Source organism: Saccharopolyspora dendranthemae (genome assembly GCF_007829955.1).
Classification (GTDB): Bacteria; Actinomycetota; Actinomycetes; order Mycobacteriales; family Pseudonocardiaceae; genus Saccharopolyspora; species Saccharopolyspora dendranthemae.
In genome coordinates this window covers 567,762-586,991 of sequence record NZ_VIWX01000005.1, presented here as the reverse complement: position 1 = coordinate 586,991, position 19,230 = coordinate 567,762, and the positions used below count along the sequence as shown (strand labels likewise).

The 19,230-nt window shown below is 69.3% G+C and carries 21 protein-coding genes and 1 riboswitch; of the genes, 6 read left to right on the top strand and 15 right to left on the bottom strand.

Annotated features, from left to right (window positions below; all coding sequences use genetic code 11):
* Nucleotides 1-4 precede the first annotated feature (4 nt).
* Nucleotides 5-1,858, bottom strand: coding sequence for a translation elongation factor 4 (lepA, locus tag FHU35_RS24440; RefSeq protein WP_145743709.1), 1,854 nt, complete (start codon nt 1,856-1,858; stop codon nt 5-7).
* 238 nt (nt 1,859-2,096) lie between these two features.
* On the opposite strand from lepA, the gene FHU35_RS24435 reads away from it, so the two are divergent.
* Both FHU35_RS24435 and FHU35_RS24430 read left to right on the top strand, forming a co-directional pair.
* Nucleotides 2,097-2,942 carry a helix-turn-helix domain-containing protein gene (locus FHU35_RS24435; protein ID WP_145743706.1) on the top strand — a complete coding sequence of 282 codons (846 nt, stop codon included), beginning with the start codon at nt 2,097-2,099 and terminating at the stop codon, nt 2,940-2,942.
* A gap of 28 nt (nt 2,943-2,970) precedes the next feature.
* Nucleotides 2,971-3,156, top strand: coding sequence for a DUF397 domain-containing protein (locus tag FHU35_RS24430; protein WP_145743703.1), 186 nt, complete (start codon nt 2,971-2,973; stop codon nt 3,154-3,156).
* Here the strand turns inward: FHU35_RS24430 and FHU35_RS24425 are convergent.
* The 4 genes from FHU35_RS24425 to FHU35_RS24410 form a co-directional block, all read right to left on the bottom strand.
* A complete protein-coding gene (locus tag FHU35_RS24425) occupies nt 3,153-3,533 on the bottom strand; it encodes a VOC family protein (protein ID WP_145743701.1) in 381 nt (126 codons plus the stop codon). The genes FHU35_RS24430 and FHU35_RS24425 overlap by 4 nt on opposite strands.
* A 301-nt stretch (nt 3,534-3,834) precedes the next feature.
* Entirely contained in the window at nt 3,835-4,218 is a 384-nt protein-coding gene (locus FHU35_RS24420) for a ribbon-helix-helix protein, CopG family (protein WP_145743699.1), read from the bottom strand.
* A complete protein-coding gene (locus FHU35_RS24415; RefSeq protein ID WP_145743697.1) occupies nt 4,215-4,394 on the bottom strand; it encodes a hypothetical protein in 180 nt (59 codons plus the stop codon). Before FHU35_RS24415 ends, FHU35_RS24420 begins: the two co-directional genes overlap by 4 nt.
* Nucleotides 4,395-4,541: 147 nt before the next feature.
* Nucleotides 4,542-5,255 (bottom strand): GntR family transcriptional regulator, encoded by a 714-nt coding sequence (locus FHU35_RS24410; protein ID WP_145743695.1) that lies wholly within the window; start codon nt 5,253-5,255, stop codon nt 4,542-4,544.
* Between the two features lie 114 nt (nt 5,256-5,369).
* Here FHU35_RS24410 and manD point away from each other — a divergent pair, with 114 nt between their 5' ends.
* Nucleotides 5,370-6,581 (top strand): D-mannonate dehydratase ManD, encoded by a 1,212-nt coding sequence (gene manD / locus FHU35_RS24405; protein ID WP_145743692.1) that lies wholly within the window; start codon nt 5,370-5,372, stop codon nt 6,579-6,581.
* Nucleotides 6,582-6,640: 59 nt separating this feature from the next.
* On the opposite strand, the gene rpsT is transcribed toward manD, so the two are convergent.
* Nucleotides 6,641-6,901, bottom strand: a complete 261-nt coding sequence (rpsT, locus tag FHU35_RS24400; protein WP_145743689.1) for a 30S ribosomal protein S20 — start codon at nt 6,899-6,901, stop codon at nt 6,641-6,643.
* 207 nt (nt 6,902-7,108) lie between these two features.
* On the opposite strand from rpsT, the gene FHU35_RS24395 reads away from it, so the two are divergent.
* Complete coding sequence (locus tag FHU35_RS24395; RefSeq protein ID WP_145743687.1) at nt 7,109-7,915, top strand: TSUP family transporter; 807 nt, start codon at nt 7,109-7,111, stop codon at nt 7,913-7,915.
* 21 nt (nt 7,916-7,936) lie between these two features.
* A complete protein-coding gene (locus FHU35_RS24390) occupies nt 7,937-8,800 on the top strand; it encodes an EamA family transporter (protein WP_145743684.1) in 864 nt (287 codons plus the stop codon).
* On the opposite strand, the gene holA is transcribed toward FHU35_RS24390, so the two are convergent.
* The gene (gene holA, locus FHU35_RS24385; protein WP_145743682.1) at nt 8,801-9,787 is read right to left on the bottom strand and encodes a DNA polymerase III subunit delta; all 987 of its coding nucleotides are present in this window, start codon (nt 9,785-9,787) and stop codon (nt 8,801-8,803) included. It lies immediately after the preceding gene.
* A gap of 97 nt (nt 9,788-9,884) precedes the next feature.
* Nucleotides 9,885-10,022: riboswitch (SAM riboswitch) on the top strand.
* A 14-nt stretch (nt 10,023-10,036) separates the two neighbouring features.
* Here holA and thrC point away from each other — a divergent pair.
* Complete coding sequence (gene thrC / locus FHU35_RS24380; protein ID WP_145743680.1) at nt 10,037-11,308, top strand: threonine synthase; 1,272 nt, start codon at nt 10,037-10,039, stop codon at nt 11,306-11,308.
* An 88-nt stretch (nt 11,309-11,396) separates the two neighbouring features.
* Here the strand turns inward: thrC and FHU35_RS24375 are convergent, their stop codons facing one another.
* The 8 genes from FHU35_RS24375 to FHU35_RS24340 all read right to left on the bottom strand — a co-directional run bounded on the left by FHU35_RS24375 (nt 11,397) and on the right by FHU35_RS24340 (nt 19,205).
* Nucleotides 11,397-13,745, bottom strand: a complete 2,349-nt coding sequence (locus FHU35_RS24375) for a DNA internalization-related competence protein ComEC/Rec2 (RefSeq protein WP_145743678.1) — start codon at nt 13,743-13,745, stop codon at nt 11,397-11,399.
* Nucleotides 13,742-14,554, bottom strand: coding sequence for a ComEA family DNA-binding protein (locus FHU35_RS24370; RefSeq protein ID WP_246110541.1), 813 nt, complete (start codon nt 14,552-14,554; stop codon nt 13,742-13,744). The genes FHU35_RS24375 and FHU35_RS24370 overlap by 4 nt, the downstream gene beginning before the upstream one ends.
* A 123-nt stretch (nt 14,555-14,677) precedes the next feature.
* Nucleotides 14,678-15,538, bottom strand: coding sequence for a DegV family protein (locus tag FHU35_RS24365; RefSeq protein WP_145743676.1), 861 nt, complete (start codon nt 15,536-15,538; stop codon nt 14,678-14,680).
* A 35-nt stretch (nt 15,539-15,573) separates the two neighbouring features.
* Nucleotides 15,574-16,194 (bottom strand): histidine phosphatase family protein, encoded by a 621-nt coding sequence (locus tag FHU35_RS24360; RefSeq protein WP_145743674.1) that lies wholly within the window; start codon nt 16,192-16,194, stop codon nt 15,574-15,576.
* Nucleotides 16,191-16,574: a ribosome silencing factor gene (gene rsfS, locus FHU35_RS24355; RefSeq protein WP_145743671.1), complete on the bottom strand. Its 384-nt coding sequence runs from the start codon at nt 16,572-16,574 to the stop codon at nt 16,191-16,193. Before rsfS ends, FHU35_RS24360 begins: the two co-directional genes overlap by 4 nt.
* A 280-nt stretch (nt 16,575-16,854) precedes the next feature.
* A complete protein-coding gene (nadD, locus tag FHU35_RS24350) occupies nt 16,855-17,463 on the bottom strand; it encodes a nicotinate-nucleotide adenylyltransferase (protein ID WP_145743669.1) in 609 nt (202 codons plus the stop codon).
* A gap of 281 nt (nt 17,464-17,744) precedes the next feature.
* Nucleotides 17,745-17,966 carry a ferredoxin gene (locus tag FHU35_RS24345; RefSeq protein WP_145743667.1) on the bottom strand — a complete coding sequence of 74 codons (222 nt, stop codon included), beginning with the start codon at nt 17,964-17,966 and terminating at the stop codon, nt 17,745-17,747.
* A 30-nt stretch (nt 17,967-17,996) separates the two neighbouring features.
* Nucleotides 17,997-19,205 carry a cytochrome P450 gene (locus FHU35_RS24340; protein WP_145743665.1) on the bottom strand — a complete coding sequence of 403 codons (1,209 nt, stop codon included), beginning with the start codon at nt 19,203-19,205 and terminating at the stop codon, nt 17,997-17,999.
* Nucleotides 19,206-19,230 lie beyond the last annotated feature (25 nt).

The following is a 19,230-nucleotide window of genomic DNA, read 5'->3' as shown; positions in this document are numbered from 1 at the left end:
CGAGTTACTTCTTGCCGTCCTTGGACTTGTCGTCCTTGGCTTCCGTGGTGGACAGCGCAGCGACGAAGGCTTCCTGCGGGACCTCGACCCGGCCGATGGTCTTCATCCGCTTCTTGCCCTCCTTCTGCTTCTCCAGCAGCTTGCGCTTCCGGCTGATGTCACCGCCGTAGCACTTGGCGAGCACGTCCTTGCGGATGGCGCGGATCGTTTCGCGGGCGATGATCCGCGAACCGATGGCCGCCTGGATCGGCACCTCGAACTGCTGGCGCGGGATGAGTTCGCGCAGCTTCGTGGCCATCTTCGTGCCGTAGGCGTAAGCGCCGTCGCGGTGCACGATCGCGCTGAAGGCGTCGACCGGCTCGCCTTGCAGCAGGATGTCCACCTTGACCAGGTTGGAGACCTGCATCCCGGATTCCTCGTAGTCCATCGAGGCGTAGCCGCGGGTGCGGGACTTGAGCTGGTCGAAGAAGTCGAAGACGATCTCGCCCAGCGGCAGCGTGTAGCGCAGCTCGACGCGGCTCTCCGACAGGTAGTCCATGCCGTCGAGCTGACCGCGACGGCCCTGGCACAGCTCCATGATCGTGCCGACGAACTCCGAGGGGGCGATCACCGTGCACTTGGCGATCGGCTCCGAGACGTCCTTGATCTTGCCCTCGGGCCAGTCGGACGGGTTGGTCACCACCAGCTCGGTGGCGTCCTCCATCTCGACCTCGTAAACCACGTTCGGCGCGGTGGAGATCAGGTTCAGGTTGAACTCGCGCTCCAGCCGGTCCCGGGTGATCTCCAGGTGCAGGAGGCCGAGGAAACCGCAGCGGAAACCGAAGCCCAGCGCGCCGGAGGTCTCCGGCTCGTAGGTGAGCGCGGCGTCGTTGAGCTGCAGCTTCTCCAGCGCTTCGCGCAGGATCGGGTAGTCGGAGCCATCGATCGGGTACAGCCCGGAGTAGACCATCGGCTTGGGCTCGCGGTAGCCGGGCAGCGGGTCGGTCGCGCCCTTGCGTTCGGCGGTGATGGTGTCACCGACCTTGGACTGGCGGACGTCCTTCACACCGGTGATCAGGTAGCCGACCTCACCGACTCCCAGGCCCTTCGACGGCTTGGGGTCCGGCGAGATGATGCCGACTTCCAGCAGCTCGTGGGTGGCGTTGGTCGACATCATCCTGATCCGCTGACGCGGGGTGATCTTGCCGTCGACGACCCGGATGTAGGTGACCACGCCCCGGTAGGTGTCGTAGACCGAGTCGAAGATCATCGCGCGCGGCGGGGAGTCCGCCTCGCCCTGCGGCGCCGGAACCTGCTTCACGACCTCGTTGAGGACCGCGTCCACGCCCTCGCCGGTCTTGGCCGACACCCGCAGCACGTCCTCGGGCTCGCAGCCGATGATGTGCGCGAGCTCGGCGGCGTACTTGTCCGGCTCGGCGGCCGGAAGGTCGATCTTGTTGAGCACCGGGATGATCTGCAGATCGTGTTCCATGGCGAGGTAGAGGTTCGCCAGCGTCTGCGCCTCGATGCCCTGCGCGGCGTCGACCAGCAGGATCGCGCCTTCGCACGCGGCCAGCGAACGGCTGACCTCGTAGGTGAAGTCGACGTGCCCGGGGGTGTCGATCATGTGCAGCACGTGCTCGTCGCCCTCGACCACCCACGGCAGGCGCACGTTCTGCGCCTTGATCGTGATGCCGCGCTCGCGCTCGATGTCCATCCGGTCGAGGTACTGAGCCCGGTAGGCGCGCTCCCCCAGAACACCTGTCAGCTGCAGCATGCGGTCGGCCAGCGTCGACTTGCCGTGGTCGATGTGCGCGATGATGCAGAAGTTCCGGATCCGCTCCGGCTGCGTGAACGTGGTGTCGGCGAAACTGCTCACTCGGGTTCCTCGGATGTCGGCGGCGTTCCTACGGCTGTCGGCGTTCGTCGGCAGACGTCGGCCCGGGCTCCCCAGGCGGATGACGCGCAGGGGTCACCCCATAGTCCCACGCCACGCCCCGTGTCCGACGCCCAACTCCCGGACACCCGCTTGCCGGGGTGGCACGCCCCACCGCCTTGGGGGGAACCTGCGGGGTGTTCGCTTCATCGAGCGCCCGCACGGGGTCAGCATGATCACCATGCGGAACACAGCGCCCTCCGTGCGCGCTCGCCAGCTGGGCGCCGAGCTGCGCCGATCACGATCCACCACCGGGCTCGCCGCCGACCAGGTCGCCAAGCGCCTCGGCTTCTCGCCGAGCAAGGTCAGCCGCATCGAGTTCGGCCGGCGCGGCTCCAAGGTCGAAGACATCGCCGCCATGCTCGCGCTCTACGGCGTGACCGGGCAGAGCCGCGCTGAGCTGCTGCAACTGTCCCGGGAGGTTGCCTCCGGCGCACTCGGCTGGTGGCAGCGCCGGGAGATGTCGGCCAACCAGCGCACGCTCATCGAACTCGAATCGACGGCGACCAGGATCGTGAACTTCGAGCTGAGCCTCATCCCCGGCCTTCTCCAGACCGGGGAATACACCCGCACCGTCCTGCGCGAGGTCGCACTCGTGCCTCCGGAGGAGATCGAGAACCGCATGGTCACGCGCTTGACTCGGCATCGCGTGCTGCTCAAACCAGACGCGCCGCGGTTTCTGGCTCTGATCCACGAGCGCGGTCTCCGGCAACGAGTCGGCGGAGAGGACGTGATGCGCCGACAGTACGAATACCTGTGCCATGTCGTTCGGCACTCCAGCACCGCGATCAGAGTCGTTCCGGCCGACGCCGGACTGCACCCGGGCTTTGACGGGTCATTCGCGAGGATCTCGCTCCCGCAGGCACCTCCCGTGGTGTTCACGGAGAACCGCACCTCCCAGCTCTTCATCGAGGCAGCGGACGAGATCCAGATCTACGACGAGGCCTTGCGACGCATTCTCAAGATCGCACTCGATGAGCGAGAATCAGCCGAACTGATCGCAAGCATGGCGGTCGAGTTCGAGTAGAGGGCGACGGAATGCGAGGGGTCCGTACATGTCTACCCGGATTGCACCGCACGACTGGCGGACGAGCAGCTACACCACTACCACCAACTGCGTGGAGGTGGCGCTGACTCCTGACGTCGTGGCCGTGCGGGACACGAAGGATCGCCACGGGCCGGTGCTGACCTTCAGCGCAGCGGCGTTCAGCGAATTCCTCGCGGGCGTGAAGGAGCGTTAGTCGCCGCGGGTGTCACGGCGGATGGGGTGATCGGCGGGAACCTCGACGATGACGATGCGCATGCCGTCGGGATCGGCGATCCAGCCTTCGTGCAAACCCCAGGGCTTGTGCTCGGGTTCGGCGAGGACGGTGACGGCCTGATCGCGGAGCTCGTCGAAGGTGGCGCGGAGGTCCCGCACCTGGAGCCACAGCACCTGATCCGGGCTCGGCCCCTGGTCCCCTCGACCGGAGACCTCCAGGTACCCCTGACCCAGGAAGAACACCGTGCCTCCGGGGAACTCGCGGCACACCGCCAATCCCAGCACGTCGCGGTAGAACCGCACCGACCGATTGTGATCGGCGGGCCGCAGGATCATCCGGCTGTTCAAGACCTCCATGCCCGCATTTCTACCGCCAAGCCACCCCCCACGCCCAGCACCAACCCCAGGAGCACGGGCCGGAGCGAGGCCGACCGCCGGAGTGCTTCCTGCTCACCACGTGACGGTTGTGGTCCGAATTGACCGGGCATTTCAGGCATTGATCATGGACGGTTCGGACCACAACCGCCCGCAGCCCCAGAGGAACCCGAACGAGCCCACCCAACATCACTGGAGGACGGTGATGCTGCGTCTGACCGGGCGCTCGTCGGCGTGCTGGTCGATCGCCGCCAAGCCGACCTCAGGCCCTAGCGCCGGGCGATCAGCTGGCCTGACGATGCGCGACGTGCTGGTGAGCGGGGTCCACGAGGTTCTCCACGCGGTGCAGCAGTTCCAGCGCCTGCTGCAGATCTACCTTCGAGACCGGGGAATCGCCCTCCCCCTTCGCCGCCGCTAGCAGAACATCGCGAATCCACTCCGACCTGCTGAGCCCCGAGCGCTCCACGGCCTGGTCGATCAGCTCGGCGTCGATCGCGGGCAACCGGAAGGACCGGGTCACCTCCAGATTCGGGGAGATCTCCACTTCCACGGGCTCGTACTCACCGCGTTCGAACTCGTCATCCAACTCCTCGCGGTGCGCGTACTGCCATTCCGCCAACTCCGCGTAGCTCATCGACTCGAAGTCAGGATCTTGGTTCTCCGTCATCGCACCTCCCACGCACTAATGGCGATCGCTGTCCGCGTATCCGCGTCGTAATCGAAGTTCACGCGAACACGACGCCCACCGTCCGTCAGCCCCTCCACGGAAAAAGCAGCCGCCCTGTTCCGCCGGTTTCTGCCAATTCTCACGATGTTGAAGAAGACCTGCTCGATCTCGCCCATCGAGACACCGTGGCGCGTCACATGAAGCAAGCTGCCGGGGACAATCCGAGATACCTTCAACTTCACCTGCCGTAATACAGCGTATCACCTTCGAACGGCGATGACGGTAGAACGACGGGCCGCCTCACGATTGAGCGACCTGAGCCGTCACTGGAGGACGGTGATGCTGCGTCTGACCGGGCGCTCGTCGGCGCTGCCGACGAAGAGCTCGGGGGACTCCGATCGGATTCGCTCGACGTCCTCGAACACGGCGCGCAGGTGCCCGCGGAGGGCGGAGGCGGCGGCGTCGAGGTCGCGGGATTCAACGCCGCCGACGATCTCGGCGTGCTGGTCGATCAGGGACGAGACCGGGCTGACCGTGCGCAGGCCCAGGCGACGGGCGCGGTCGAGGTGGGCCTTGGCCTGCTCGACCGTGCGCCAGGAGTTGGCGTGACCACCTGCGGCGAGCAGGCGCTGGTGGAAGGCCTCGTCGAGCTCGAAGAACCGATCCACGTCCTCGGCTGCCTCGCGCTGCTGTCGCAGCAGGTCGCGCAGGGCTTCGACGTCCTCGTCGGTGCGGTGCTCGACAGCATCGGTCAGCGAGGCGACCTCGACGGCTTCGCGGACGAACTGGGCGTCGGCGATGCGCTGCGGGTCCACCCTGGCCACGAAAGATCCGAGCTTCGGGAAGACCCGGACCAGGTCCTCCTCGACGAGCAGCAGCAGGCCCTCGCGCACCGGCGTCCGGGACACCTCCAGTTCCCGGGCGAGCTCGTTCTCCGAGAGCGGATGCCCGGGCGGCAGCTGCAGCGTGATGATGCGGCGCCTGATCTCGCGGTGCGCGGCCACCCTCGCCAAGGTCTTGCCCTCCGTGCTCGCCATGGCCACACCCTATCGACGACCTTGACCCGTGGGATCCCACCGCTTGTATGGTAGCGCTGATATTCACCTGGCCCGCCCGGATCGGCGGCGGCCGTACCGACTGAGAGGACCGAGTTGTCCAAGATCGTCGACGCGAAGGTCATCGTCACCGCGCCAGGCCGCAACTACGTCACGCTCAAGCTCACCACCGCCGACGGCGTGGTGGGCTGGGGCGACGCGACGCTCAACGGACGCGAGCTCGCGGTGGCGTCCTACCTGCGCGACCACGTCTGCCCGCTGCTGATCGGCCGCGACTCGCAGCGCATCGAGGACACCTGGCAGTACCTGTACAAGGGCGCCTACTGGCGGCGCGGTCCGGTGACCATGACCGCGATTGCCGCCGTCGACGTCGCGCTGTGGGACATCAAGGGCAAGGTCGCCGGGCTACCGGTGCACCAACTGCTCGGCGGGCCGGCCCGCGACGGCGTGCTGGCCTACTGCCACGCCACCGGCGACGACATCCCGGCGCTGCTCGACGACGTCGCCGCACACCTGGACCAGGGCTACCTGGCCGTCCGGGCGCAGGCGTCGGTCCCCGGCGTCGACAAGTCCTACGGCGTTCCGGCCCAGGGCGAGTTCTACGAACCCGCTTCCTCGAACGTCCCGGAGGAGGGCCACTGGGACACCGAGTCCTACCTGCGGCACGCACCCGAGGTCCTGGGAGCGGTGCGAGAGCGGTTCGGCTTCGGCTTCCACCTGCTCCACGACGTCCACCACCGGCTCACCCCCATCGAGGCCGGGCGGCTGGGCAAGGACCTGGAACCGCACCGGCTGTTCTGGATCGAGGACCCGACCCCCGCCGAGAACCAGAGCGCGTTCCGGCTGATCCGGGAGCACACCACCACCCCGATCGCGGTCGGCGAGGTGTTCAACTCGATCTGGGACTGCCAGCAGCTGATCACCGAGCGGCTGATCGACTACATCCGGACCTCGGTGTCGCACGCGGGCGGCATCACGCACCTGCGGCGGATCTTCTCGCTGGCCGAGCTCTACGGGGTGCGCACGGGATCGCACGGAGCCGGAGACCTCTCCCCGATCTCGCTGTCGGCGGCGCTCAACGTGGACCTGGCGGTGCCCAATTTCGGCATCCAGGAGTACATGGGCCACACCGAGCAGACCGCCGAGGTCTTCCACTCCGGCTACACCTTCGCCCACGGCTACCTGCATCCCAGCGACGAACCCGGTCTGGGCGTGTGGGTCGACGAGCACGCCGCGGAGCGGTTCCCCTACGAGCCCCGGTACCTGCCGGTCAACCGCCGCGGGGACGGCTCGATGCACGACTGGTGAGACGCGAAACGGCCCCTCTCCACGACTGGGAGAGGGGCCGTTTCGACGACTGAGAAGACTCAGATCTTGTTCACGCGGGCGGCCATGGCCGACTTCTTGTTGGCGGCCTGGTTCTTGTGGATGACGCCCTTGCTAGCGGCCTTGTCCAGCTGACGGCCGGCGACCTGCTGCAGCTCGATCGCCTTGTCCTTCTCGCCGGCGTCAGCGGCCACGCGGAACTTGCGGATGGCGGACTTCAGCGTGGTCTTCACAGCCTTGTTGCGCTGGCGGTTCGCCTCGTTGGTCTTGATCCGCTTCATCTGGGACTTGATGTTGGCCACTGGTGCGCCTCTTCCTCGTCAGTTGAATCGCGTGCCGCACTCGATCGGCCCGGTCCGGGAACCGGTTTCCTCCACGGCGGAATGCCGTACGACACGGTCATCCAGGTTAACACCCCTCACCTGCGGGTTCTCCAGGTGGTCCGGATCCCGCGAGGGTGCTCACAACCGCTCGGATTCGACTGTGCGCAGGAAATACGGTGACACCTCGTGCTCACCGCGTTGAACTGGCCCGGATTCGCCGACCTCACCCTCGCCGGGCTGCTGATCCTCTGCGCGGCGGCGTTCCTGGCCGGAGCCGTGGACGCGATCGTCGGCGGTGGTGGGCTCATCCAGCTGCCCGCGATGCTGATGCTGATGCCCGGTGGCGAGGTCATCTACTCGCTGGCCACCAGCAAGATCGCCGCGATCGCCGGAACCTCCGCCGCCGCCAGGACCTACGCCAAGCGCACGCCGATGGACTGGGGCGCTGCGCTTCCGATGGCCGCGGTGGCGCTGATCGGGTCGCTGGGCGGGGCGGCGCTCGCCGATGCGCTGCCGTCCTCGGTGCTCAACGTGGTGGTGCTCGTCGCCCTGGTCGTGGTCGGCGTCTACACCTGGCGCAAACCCGACCTCGGCTCGGTGCACGCGCCCCGGTTCGCGCGGCGATTGCAGCTGGCGCTGATGCTGCTCGGTGGCGCGGTGATCGGGTTCTGGGACGGCATCGCCGGGCCCGGAACGGGTTCGTTCCTGGTGTTCTGGTTGGTCAGCCTGGTCGGTTTCGCCTTCGTCTCGGCTTCGGCGACCGCGAAGGTCGTCAACGTCGCCACCAACCTGGGAGCGCTGGTCTTCTTCATCCCGGCCGGAAAAGTGCTGTGGGGACTGGGTTTGGTGATGGCGGCCTGCAACATCACGGGGAGCGTGCTGGGTGCGGCGCTGGCCGCGGGCCGCGGGTCGGCGTTCGTCCGCCGGGTGTTCTTGACGGTCGTGGTCGGGCTCGTGTTCAGCCTCGGTTGGAAGATCGCCCTCAGCGGCTGAGGTTGTAGGCTCCGGACACTCATGAGCGCTGCCGCTGTCCTTCTCGTGGTCCTGGCCGCGTTCGCGCACGCGGGCTGGAACTTCTTCGCCAAGCGCGCCGGTTCGTCCGGCGCGGGTTTCGTGTGGCTGACCGCGACCTGCTCGTCCGTGCTGTACCTGCCGGTGGCGGCCGTGACGCTGCTGATCACCGGAGTCCCTCCGCTGGGCGCCTGGACGCTCGGCGTCCTGGTCAGCGCGACCATCCACCTCGGCTACTTCCTCCTGCTGCAGCGCGGCTACTCCGTGGGCGACATGTCCGTGGTCTACCCGCTGGCCAGGGGAACCGGCCCGATGCTGTCGATGGTGGTGGCCGTGCTGGTGCTGCAGGAGCGTCCCGGATGGCTCGGCCTGTGCGGCGGCGCCCTGGTGGTGGCCGGAGTTTTCGTGATCGGCCTGTCCGACGGGGTACCGCGCGCGGGGGCGAACCTCGCGGGGGTCGGCTTCGGGCTGCTCACCGGGGCGCTGATCGCGACCTACACCGTGTGGGACGCGCACGCCGTCACCGGACTCGCGCTGTCACCGCTGCTGTACGACTGGGCCAACAACGCCACCCGCAGCGCGCTGCTCGCCCCCTACGCCGTGCGCAGGCGCGACGCGCTCGGCCGGATCTGGACCGAGCACCGGCGGGAGATCATCGCCGTCGGGGTGCTCTCGCCCCTGGCCTACATCCTGGTGCTGTTCGCCATGCAGATGGCGCCGGTCAGCCTGGTGGCCCCGGCTCGCGAGCTGAGCATCGTGCTCGCCGGACTGCTCGCGTGGCGCGTGCTCGGCGAGGCGCAGCCCGCCCGGCGGATGACCGGTGCGGTCGTGGTGCTCGCCGGTGTCGTGCTGATCGGCGTGGCCTGATCAGCCGCGCTGGTTGCGCAGCGACACCAGCCGCAGGACCGTCTTCTCCAGGGCGTAGTCGGCGTCGGCCGCCATGCCCTTGACCCCCGCGTTGACCTCGGCCACGACCTGCAACGCTGCGGCAAGACTCGTCGGGGTCCAGCCGCGCGACTGCGAGAGGGCCTTCTTGACCTTCCACGCGGGCATGCCGAGGTCCCCGGCCAGCCGGTACGGGTCGTTGCGGCCGCCCGCTGCGGCGACGCGGCCGATGGTGCGGACCGAGTCGGCCAGGGCGTCCGCGATGAGCACGTGCGGCACGCCGAGCTGGATCGCCCAGCGGAGCGCCTCCAGGGCTCCCGCCCGATCGCCGACCACGGCCTTCTCCGCGACGGCGAACCCGGTCACCTCGGCCCGGCCCCGGTAGTAGCGGCCCACGGCGTCCGCGTCGATCTTGCCGCCGGTGTCGGCCACCAGCTGCGACGCCGCAGCCGACAGCTCGCGCAGGTCCGACCCGACCGCCTCGATCAGCGCGCTCACCCCGCCGGAGTCGGTCTTGCCACCGGCCCTGCGGATCTCGTCCTTGACGAACGCCTCACGCTCGGCGGGCTTGGTGATCTTCTTGCACTCGGTGACCCGCGCGCCGATCTTCTTCAGCGCGGTGGGCAGCTCCTTGGCCTGCTTGGCCCGGCCGCCACCGTTGTGCAGCACGACCAGGGTCACGCCCTCAGCAGGTTGCTTGGCGTGCATCAGCAACGCTTCCGCGATCTCCTTGCCCGCGTCCTGCGCCGACTCGACCGCCAGCACGCGAGCCTCTGCGAACAGCGAGGGACTCAGCATTTCGGCCAGCTCCGGAGGGGTGAGGTCACTCACCTTCACCCTGCTGAAATCCGCTTCTGGATCGGCCGCTCGCGCGGCTCCGACAGCGGCCCACATCGCGCGCTCGACCAGCAGCTCTTCGTCTCCGAGCACCAGGTGCAGCGGGTCGGCGACAACGGTCGGGGAGCTCATGAACGAATGGTCCCACGGGTCTGCGACAGTCCCGGCATCTGGATGCGCACTGGCCAGGAACGCAGTCGTTCAACTAACGTTGCCTTCACAACCGAATAGCTCATCCAGAGGGGCAGAGGGAACGGCCCGTTGAAGCCCCGGCAACCGTTCGTCCGATGCATCGCGCAAAATTCCGGCGCGAGGTCACGGACGCAAACAGGTGCCAATTCCGACCCGTCCGCGGGACAGATGAGGAGAGGACCTCGCGCGATGACTGCTGCTGCTGCCCACGCCAACACGACCGCTGGCAAGAAGTTCGATCTCGGCAATGCCGTCGAATTGGTGTCCAAAGAAGAGGGACACCGGCAGCCGTTGGCCCCGGAGTTCGTCTCCCTCGAAGACTTCTCGCCGCTCGAGGTCGCCTACGACTTCGGCAAGATCCGCCGCGAGGACATCGAGTCCGGCCCGCGTTCGATCTGGCGCTACAAGCAGTTCCTGCCCGTCCCGGGCAACGTCGACCAGATCCCCAACACCGAGCCCGGCTGTACCCGCTTGATCCAGGCGGACAACCTCGCCAAGGCGCTCGGGGTGAAGAAGATCTGGATCAAGGATGACACCGGCAACCCCACGCACTCCTTCAAGGACCGCGTCGTGGCGGTCGCGCTGGCCGCCGCCCGCGAGTTCGGGTTCAAGGTGCTGGCCTGCCCGTCGACCGGGAACCTCGCCAACGCCGTGGCCGCCGCTGCCGCCCGCGCCGGCTGGGACTCGGTCGTCCTGGTGCCCAAGAGCCTCGAGCGCGCCAAGATCTTGATGAGCGCGGTCTACGACGGCTCGCTGCTGGCCGTCGACGGCAACTACGACGACGTCAACCGGCTGGCCACCGAGCTCGCCGGCGAGCACGAGGACTGGGCGTTCGTGAACGTCAACGTCCGTCCCTACTACTCCGAGGGCTCCAAGACCCTGGGCTTCGAGGTCGCCGAGCAGCTGGGCTGGCGCCTGCCCGAGCAGATCGTGGTGCCGATCGCCTCCGGCTCGCAGCTGACCAAGGTCTACAAGGGCTTCAACGAGTTCAGCCAGGTCGGCCTCGTCGACGAGAGCCCGGTGAAGATCTTCGGCGCGCAGGCCAGCGGCTGCTCCCCCGTCTCCACCGCCTACCGCAACGGCCACGACGTGGTGCAGCCGGTCAAGCCGGACACCATCGCGCGTTCGCTCGCCATCGGCGCGCCCGCCGACGGCCCCTACGTGCTCGACGTCGTCCGCAAGACCGGCGGTGCCATCGAGGACGTCACCGACGACGAGGTCCGCGCGGGCATCCGCCTGCTGGCCCGGACCGAGGGCATCTTCGCCGAGACCGCCGGTGGCGTCACGGTGGCGACCGCCAAGAAGCTCATCGAAGCCGGCAAGATCGACCCGGACGCCGAGACGGTCCTGCTGATCACCGGTGACGGCCTCAAGACCCTGGACGCCGTCGAGGGCGAGCTGGGCCCGAAGGCGACCGTCGCACCGAGCACCGAGTCGGTGAACCAGGCCCTCGGCCTCTGATTCGGTTGTAGGCGAGCACTCCTCTCCTGCGAGCGGGTGGCTGGTCCCTGCGGACCGCCACCCGCTTCGTCGTTTCCGCTGCGGGTGGTCATCTCTCGTCGGCGCGCAGCGGGTCTCCGCGCGCGACGAAGCGAGGCCCCTGCGGCCCCGGCAGGACGGCGATGTCTCCTTCCTGGTCGGTGCGCAGCACCCGTGAGCCCGCGCGGGTGAGCGCGCCGGTCACGAACGGGTTCGGATGCCCGTAGTCGTTGCCCGCACCGACGCTGATCAGCGCGAGTCTCGGCCGGACCGCCTGCAGGAAGCGCGGTGTGGTGTAGCGCGATCCGTGGTGCGGAACCTTGAGCACCTCCGCTCGCAGATCAGCTCCCGAGGACACCAGGCGCCCCTGCCCCTGCAGTTCGACGTCACCGGTGAGCAGCACGCGACCGGCCGTGGTCGTCGCGCGCACCACCAGTGACGAATCGTTGGCGTCGTCGGCGGTCTGGGTCCGGGTCACGGCAGGGTCCGGGGCGAGCACGTCGAGGACCAGCCCCGGCCAGCCCAGTCGTTGACCGGCCTGCAGCGTGACGACCGGTGTGCGGTGCGCCCTGGCGTCGCGCACCAGGTCGTCGAAGGCCCACTTCGGTTCGCGCAGCGGTCCGATCGCCACCGCACCGACCGAGGTTTCGCCCAGGATCGTCCGCAGCCCGCTGACGTGGTCGGCGTGCAGGTGCGTGAGGACCGCCATCGAGACCCGGTGAATTCCCAAGCGCCGCAAGCAGTTCGCCGCCCGGCGGGGATCCGGACCGGTGTCGACCACCACGACCTCCCCCGGTCTGCCGGTGGACAGCACCAGTCCATCGCCCTGTCCCACATCGCAGGCCACGACGCTCCAGCCCTGCGCGGGCCACCCCGGCAGCATGGTGCGCACCGGCAGCACGATCAGCGCGCTGAGCAACACCGCCACCACGGCCAGAAGTCGAATCCTCCTCCCCCGCAACGCGATCAGACCGACCAGGACGAGCACCGCCAGGAGCAGGCCGCCGCCCGTACCGGTAGGCCAATCGACGACCGCCCCCGGTACCGCCGAGGCGCGATCGGCCACCAGCAGCACCCATTCCAGCTCCGGGCCCGCCAGCTCGACCCAGACCCACGCCACCCACGACGACACCGGCGCGGTGACCGTGGCCAGCACCCCGAACACCGTCGCCGGGGCGATCACCGGGGCGGCCAGCAGGTTCGCCGGAACCGCCACCAGGCTCACCCCGCCCGAGATCGCGGCGATCAGCGGCGCGGTGACCACGTGCGCGGCCACCGGGACCGCGATCGCCTCGGCCAGACCGACAGGCACGCCCCGTTCACGCAGCGCCGCCGCCCACACCGGCGCGAGCAGCACCAACCCGGCCGTAGCCGCGACCGACAGGGCGAAGCCCGCGCTGGTCGCCAGCTCCGGCAGCAGGAGCAGCAGCGCGATCACGCTCGCCGCCAACGCCGGCAGCGCCGAGCGACGCCGGCCCAGCACCAGCGCGAGCAGCGTGATCGCCCCCATCACCGCAGCGCGCAACACGCTCGGCTCCGGGCCGGCCAGCCCGACGAACCCGACGAGCGCCGCGCTCGCCCCGATCGCGCACACGACCGGCCCGAGCCCCAACAGGCGAAGCAGCACCAGGACCGCGCCGCAGACGATCGCCAGGTTCGCTCCCGACACGGCCGTGAGGTGGCTCAAGCCGGCCGTCTCGAAGTCCTGTTCCACCTCCGGCGCCAGACCGCCGGTGTCTCCGACGACCAGCCCCGGCAGCAGACCCGCGGCCTCCGGGCCCAGGTTCCCGGCGGCGATCTCGCGCAGTCCCGCCCGCATGCTCGCGGCCAGCCGTTGCCACGCGGGCGGTGCCGCGACCTCACCCGGTTCCCGGTACACCGGCAGCATCGCCACGACGAGTTGACCTTCGCGCGGTGGCGCCACCTTCGCCTCGACGGTGAGCCGCTGTCCGGCGATCAGCCCGCGCCACGACTCGGTGGGCACCAGCAGGACGACCGAACCACCGGTCTCGTACCGGCGCCCGGCGATCTCGGCGGCCACCAGCTCCGCCCGGGCCAGCGAGCGGTCCTGCGCCCTGCTGGCGCCGAACGCCGCCCCGCGCAACGGTTTCGGCGCAGCTGTCAGCTCGACCCGGACGGTCACCGGATCACCGGTCACCGCCGCGTGCCGCAGCGGATGCTCCTCGACGCGGTGGGTCTGCAACGCGATGCTGCTCGCCGCCACGCCGGCCAGCAGCAGGACCACCAGCACCACCCTGGAACCAGGCTTCCGCCAGAACACCCGGACGATCACGGCCAGCAGCACCGCGACCAGTGCCGATGCGGCTGCTGGCAACCATCCCGCCCACAGGCCGAACAGGGTCACCACCCAGACCGCCGCCGCCACCGGGACCAGCCGCAGGTCCAGCGGGCGGATCACACCCGGACCAGATCGCGGAGCTTGGCCAGCCGGGAGTCACCGATCCCGCCGACCTCGCCGAGCTGATCCACCGAGTCGAACCGCCCGTGCTCGGTGCGCCACTGCAGGATTCGGTCGGCGGTGACCTCGCCGACTCCGGGTAGTCCATCGAGCTGCTCCTTCGTCGCGGTGTTGAGATCGACCTTGCCGTCGCCACCGGCGCCGGTCTGCCCGGCTTGGCCGCTCTGGGCGCCCGGAGGCACCGGGATGGCGACGTAGAGCTGCTCGCCGTCGGACAGGCGGCGGGCGAGGTTGAGCCCGGTCAGGTCGGTGTCGGGCAACGGCCCGCCCGCCGCGGACACGGCGTCGGCGACCCGCGCACCGGCAGGGACGGTGACCAGACCGGGATGCCGCACGAGGCCGACGACGCTGACCACCAGCTCGGGCGGTGCGGCAGCGCTCGTCGACACCGGTGGTGGCGGAGCGGGAAGAGGTGGTGGCGGTGCGGACTCGGCCACCGGACGGCCGGACCAGGCGAAGACGAGCACGCCGAGGAGCACGAGGACCGCGACCAGCGACAGAGCGAGCGCTCCGGCGCGTCCGGGGTCCATTCTCGATCGCAGCAGTGATTCGGGCAGCCATCTCTCCGCGAACCGCGACCACGGCGAACTTCGGGCGCCGTCCGGCGGGTTCACCGAGTAGTGGGGCTGAATCCGCTGGGTGGGCTCGTCGTGCTCTGCCTCGCGGCGCAGCGTCTGCAGCCGGGACCGCGTGTCGAGCTGCTCGTAGGAGTCGTCGTCAGTGGCGCGCAAGAGCTTGGTGTCGAACATGTCGACGACGGTAGCGCGACCGAAAGACGCTGTGCACGTTTATTTTTCGTGTATCTGACTACTGTGGACCGAATGTCGCCGGGATTCAGCTCGATGGTGTGGAATCCGCGCCACGAAGGGGATTCACCCGCTGAAATGCCACCCGTTCGGGAGAACCACCACGCCCACTGATCCGGGACCGATGTGCGCCCCGATGACCGCACCGACCTCCGACACCACGCACTCCACCGACTCCCCCAGCTCGGCGGAGAAGCGCCCCGCCAGCTCTTCGGCGTGGTCGGCGGCGGCGAGGTGGTGGACCGCGATCGCCGCAGACCCGGACCCCGCTGCGTCCAGCGAGAGGTCGCGCAGCCGGGCCATCGCGCGAGTGGTGGTGCGCACCTTCTCCAGCGCGTCGATCCGCCCGTCGTGGACGTGCAGCAGCGGTTTGATCGACAGCGCCGTGCCCAGCACGGCCGCCGCCGTGCCGATGCGCCCGCCGCGCCGCAGGTATTCCAGGGTCTGCACGGAGAACACCGTGGTCGTGCGCGCGGCCGTCACCGCTGCGGTGTGCTCGACCTCGGCTAGGTCGGCACCCGAGGCAGCCGCGTCAGCGGCGGCGAGAACGGAAAAGCCCAGGCCCATGGCCGCCGACCGGGAATCGATCACGCGGACCCGCTCCGGGTCGGTCTCGCGGGCGGCGAGCCGCGCAGCGTCCCAGGTTCCCGACAGCTGCCGGGACAGGTGCACCGCGACGACGCCTTCGGCGCCGTCGTCCAGCGCCTGCCGGTACGCGCGAGCCAGCTCGCCGGAGGTCGCGCTCGCGGTCGTCACCCGGTGCTTGTTCTCCAAGGCCTCGGCGAGGTCGCCGGGCGTGAACGCGGTCTCGTCGACGGGCTTCCCGCCGTCCACGCCGACGTGCAGCGGAACGACTCGAATCCCGTACCGCGCTGCATACCCGGACGGCAGGTAAGCCGTGGAGTCGGTGACGACGGCAATGGACACGAGCGCAACCCTACGACGTCAGACGGCAGATGCGATCACGCGTGGTCTTGCGCACCCGCGTTGAAGACCAGCAGCCGCCAGCGGTGGTCGCTCGGACCGCGGCGCTTGAGGACCACCCAGTGGCAGTTGCGCACGCCGCCCAGGCCCGGCCACAGCTCCACCGGCAGGGCCAGCAGCTTCGCGGTGAGCGCGGTGATCAGCCCGCCGTGCGCGCACAGCAGCGCGGTGCCTTCGTACTGGCCGTCTAGCTCGGTGACGACGTCGAGGGCGCGGGCGGCGACCTCCACGCGGGACTCGCCGCCGGGCGGGGCCCACGTCGGGCTCGCCCGCCACGTGTTGAGCGCACCCGGCCAGCCGTGCTCCACCTCTGCCCCGCTGAGGCCCTGCCACTCGCCGACGTGGGTTTCCCGCAGTCGCTTGTCGAGCTTGACCGGCTCACCGCTGACCTTGGCGTAGGCGGCGGCGGTCGTGCGGGCGCGGTTCAGATCGGAGCTGACCGCCACCGAGGGATCGAAGGACGCGACGGTGGGCGCGGCCTGCTCGGCCTGCTCGATGCCGTTGGCGGTCAGCGAGCTGTCGAGGTGCCCCTGGATGCGGCCGGCGAGGTTGTAATCGGTCTCGCCGTGCCGCCACAGCACGAGCCGGTCGAGGCTCACTCGTCTTCCTCTGCCGGCAGGCTCTGGTCGACGAACTCGATCTGCGGGCAGTCCTTCCACAGCTTCTCCAGCTGGTAGAAGGAGCGCTCCTCGGCGTGCTGGACGTGCACCACGACGTCGACGAAGTCCAGCAGGACCCATCGCCCCTCGCGGGCTCCCTCGCGCCGAACCGGCTTGACTCCTGCCGCGCGCAGCTTCTCCTCGACCGAGTCGACGATCGCTTCGACCTGCCGCTCGTTGGGAGCTGAGGCGATCAGGAAGCAGTCGGTGATGACCAGCTGCTCTGAGACATCCAGCAGGACCACGTCGGTGGCCTTCTTGTCGGCCGCCGCCTGCGCGGCGATCAGGGCCAGCTCGCGGGCGTTGTCGGTGGCTGCCACGTCACTCCTCTCGACGGGGCTCGGTGTGCCCACGCCGGGTAGCAGGATAGGCCGCCGGTCCCGGTGAGGACCCGCCCGGCCTCCTCACATGAGTCCTTTATCCCCGAGCGGCACCCTCGACCTCAACTCACCCAGTCCGACCTCGTCCCACCCGGGCGCGACTCGGCCGTTCCCAGTTTTAGTCCAAACCGAGGACCTTCGGTGCCCGAAATGTCGGCTCAGTTTGGACTAAAACTGGGAACTGCTGCGGGCGCTCGGGCTTCCGGACCCCACTTCCCCGCTACGGGCCCCACTCGGTTGCGGGGTCGCGGTAGAGGCCGCGTTTGGTGATGTACTGGACGATTCCGTCCGGGACGAGGTACCAGACCGGCAGGCCCGCTTGGACGCGGTCGCGGCAGCCGGTGGAGGAGATCGCCATCGCCGGGATCTCGACCAGCGACACCGACCCGTCGGGCAGGTGCGCGCTGTTGAGGGAGTAGCCGGGGCGCGTCACTCCGATGAAGTGGGCGAGCTCGAACATCTCCTCGACCCGGTGCCAGGACAGGATCTGCTCCAGGGCGTCGGCTCCGGTGATGAAGTACAGGTCGGCGTCCGGGAACTCCGCGTGGAGGTCGGTGAGCGTGTCAGCGGTGTAGGTCGGCCCTTTGCGGTCGATGTCCACCCGGCTGACCAGGAACCGCGGGTTGGACGCGGTGGCGATCACGGTCATCAGGTAGCGGTCCTCGGCCGGCGAGACGATCTCGTGGCTCTTCTGCCACGGCTGCCCGGTGGGCACGAAGATCACCTGTTCGAGACCGAACTGGGCCTGCACTTCGCTGGCGGCGACGAGGTGTCCGTGATGAATGGGATCGAAGGTGCCACCCATGACCCCGATCCGGCGGCGAGACATAGCTGACAACCCTAGAGAAACATCGCGACCAGGCACGTCGGCGGGGCGTCCCGGGGTGTCGGAGACCACGGTCCCGGCGCGGGTGTCCCTCAACCCCCGCACCGGTCCCGCGGCAAACCGCGGAACCCGGTCCAGGCTCCCCCCTCGACCGGGCCCCGCGGCCCTGCGCGATCTTCGGCGGCTGGGGGCCCACCTCAGACCACGGGCGCTGCCTCTCGGGCGCGCACAGGTGAGACCCGCGCGCGCCGGGAATCATGACGGCGGCAAGACCGTGACCTGAGTCACTCCTCCGGGGCGACGACCTTCCCGGTCGCGACCTCCTTGACCAGGATCGCCTCGACCGGGCAGGACTCCGCGGCGTCGACGACGTCGTCGGAGGGCTCGGTCCGATCCTTCAAGGTCGTCGAATAGCCCTCGACCAGCTCGAAGTGGTCCGGGGCGACCCCGGCGCACATGCCCGACCCGATGCAGGTGTTCGCGTCGATCTCGATCGACCAACTCATCAGCTCACCTCTTCTTCCGTATGAGCGAGATCACCGGACACCTTGCCACGACACCACCATCCGGCGGGGACCCCGAACGAGAAGTCCGGTCTTCCACGCCACGTCCGCCTCCGGCGAGTTGGGGAAGCCCAGCCCGGGAAGCCTGGTGAGCAGGGTGCGCAGCGCCACCTGCAGCTCCAGCCGGGCCAGCTGCGCGCCGAGGCAGTGGTGCGGACCGTGACCGAACCCGACGTGCGAGGCCTCGGCGCGGGCCAGGTCCAGCTCGTCCGGGTTCTCGAAGATCGCTTCGTCCCGGTTCGCCGAGCCGACGCTGGACAGGACCGGCTCGCCGGCGCGCACCAGCACACCGCCGAGTTCGACGTCCTCGGTCGCGTACCTGGCGAAACCGGCGCCGACACCCAGCGGCACGAACCGCAGCAGCTCCTCCACCGCGGCCGGAACGCAGTCCAGGTCGGCGCGCAACCGCTCCAGCTGATCCGGGTGCGTGAGCAGCACGTGGAGGAAGTTGGGGATCTGCGAGGCGGTGGTCTCGTGCCCGGCGACCAGGATCCCGGCCGCGAGCCGGACCATCTCGTCCTCGGAGAGCTTGTCCTGCTCGTCGCGGGCGGCGATGAGCCCGGTGATGAGGTCGTCGGCAGGCTGCGCCCTGCGCTGCGCGATCAGACCGGCGATGTAGTCCATCATCCGGTCCATGTAGTCGGTGACCTGCTCGGGCGAGAGCTTGTTGGTCGACAGGAACGCGTCCGACCAGACCCGGAACCGCTCGCGGTCCTCGAAGGGGACGCCGAGCAGTTCGCAGATCACCGCGATCGGCAGCGGCAGGGCGAACTCCTCGACCAGGTCGGCCGGACCGCCCCGCTCGATCATCCCGTCGACGAGGCCGTCGGCGATCTCCTGGGTGCGCGGGCGCAGCTTCTCGACCCGCCGCTGGGTGAACGCCTTGGCGACCAGCCTGCGCAACCGCGTGTGGTCGGGCGGGTCCATGCTCAGGATTCCGCCGGTCTGCTGGCGCGGGCGCAGTCGCGGTTCGTCGTGCTGGAGCGTCTCCGCCCGGCTGAAGCGCGGGTCCCCGAGAACGGCCTTGACGTCCTCGTAGCGGGTGGCCAGCCACGCTTCCTCGCCGTAGGGCAGCTTGACGCGGCTCAGCGGCTCCTGCGCGCGCAACCGCGCGTAGATCGGGTCGAGGTCGAGCGCCTCGACGACGTTGAACGGATACGTCCTCGGCTCCGTGGTGGTCATGCACAACTCCCGCGCGAGACAACGT

Excerpts from the sequence above, each read along its gene's own strand:
- FHU35_RS24435 (WP_145743706.1), top strand. The coding sequence starts at position 2,097 with ATGCGGAACACAGCGCCCTCCGTGCGCGCTCGCCAGCTGGGCGCCGAG.
- FHU35_RS24410 (WP_145743695.1), bottom strand. The coding sequence starts at position 5,255 with ATGGCGAGCACGGAGGGCAAGACCTTGGCGAGGGTGGCCGCGCACCGC.
- FHU35_RS24345 (WP_145743667.1), bottom strand. The coding sequence starts at position 17,966 with ATGAGTTGGTCGATCGAGATCGACGCGAACACCTGCATCGGGTCGGGC.
- nadD (WP_145743669.1), bottom strand. The coding sequence starts at position 17,463 with ATGTCTCGCCGCCGGATCGGGGTCATGGGTGGCACCTTCGATCCCATT.
- FHU35_RS24420 (WP_145743699.1), bottom strand. The coding sequence starts at position 4,218 with ATGACGGAGAACCAAGATCCTGACTTCGAGTCGATGAGCTACGCGGAG.
- FHU35_RS24340 (WP_145743665.1), bottom strand. The coding sequence starts at position 19,205 with ATGACCACCACGGAGCCGAGGACGTATCCGTTCAACGTCGTCGAGGCG.
- FHU35_RS24425 (WP_145743701.1), bottom strand. The coding sequence starts at position 3,533 with ATGGAGGTCTTGAACAGCCGGATGATCCTGCGGCCCGCCGATCACAAT.
- FHU35_RS24370 (WP_246110541.1), bottom strand. The coding sequence starts at position 14,554 with ATGTTCGACACCAAGCTCTTGCGCGCCACTGACGACGACTCCTACGAG.
- FHU35_RS24430 (WP_145743703.1), top strand. The coding sequence starts at position 2,971 with ATGTCTACCCGGATTGCACCGCACGACTGGCGGACGAGCAGCTACACC.
- FHU35_RS24390 (WP_145743684.1), top strand. The coding sequence starts at position 7,937 with ATGAGCGCTGCCGCTGTCCTTCTCGTGGTCCTGGCCGCGTTCGCGCAC.
- FHU35_RS24415 (WP_145743697.1), bottom strand. The coding sequence starts at position 4,394 with ATGGGCGAGATCGAGCAGGTCTTCTTCAACATCGTGAGAATTGGCAGA.
- holA (WP_145743682.1), bottom strand. The coding sequence starts at position 9,787 with ATGAGCTCCCCGACCGTTGTCGCCGACCCGCTGCACCTGGTGCTCGGA.
- thrC (WP_145743680.1), top strand. The coding sequence starts at position 10,037 with ATGACTGCTGCTGCTGCCCACGCCAACACGACCGCTGGCAAGAAGTTC.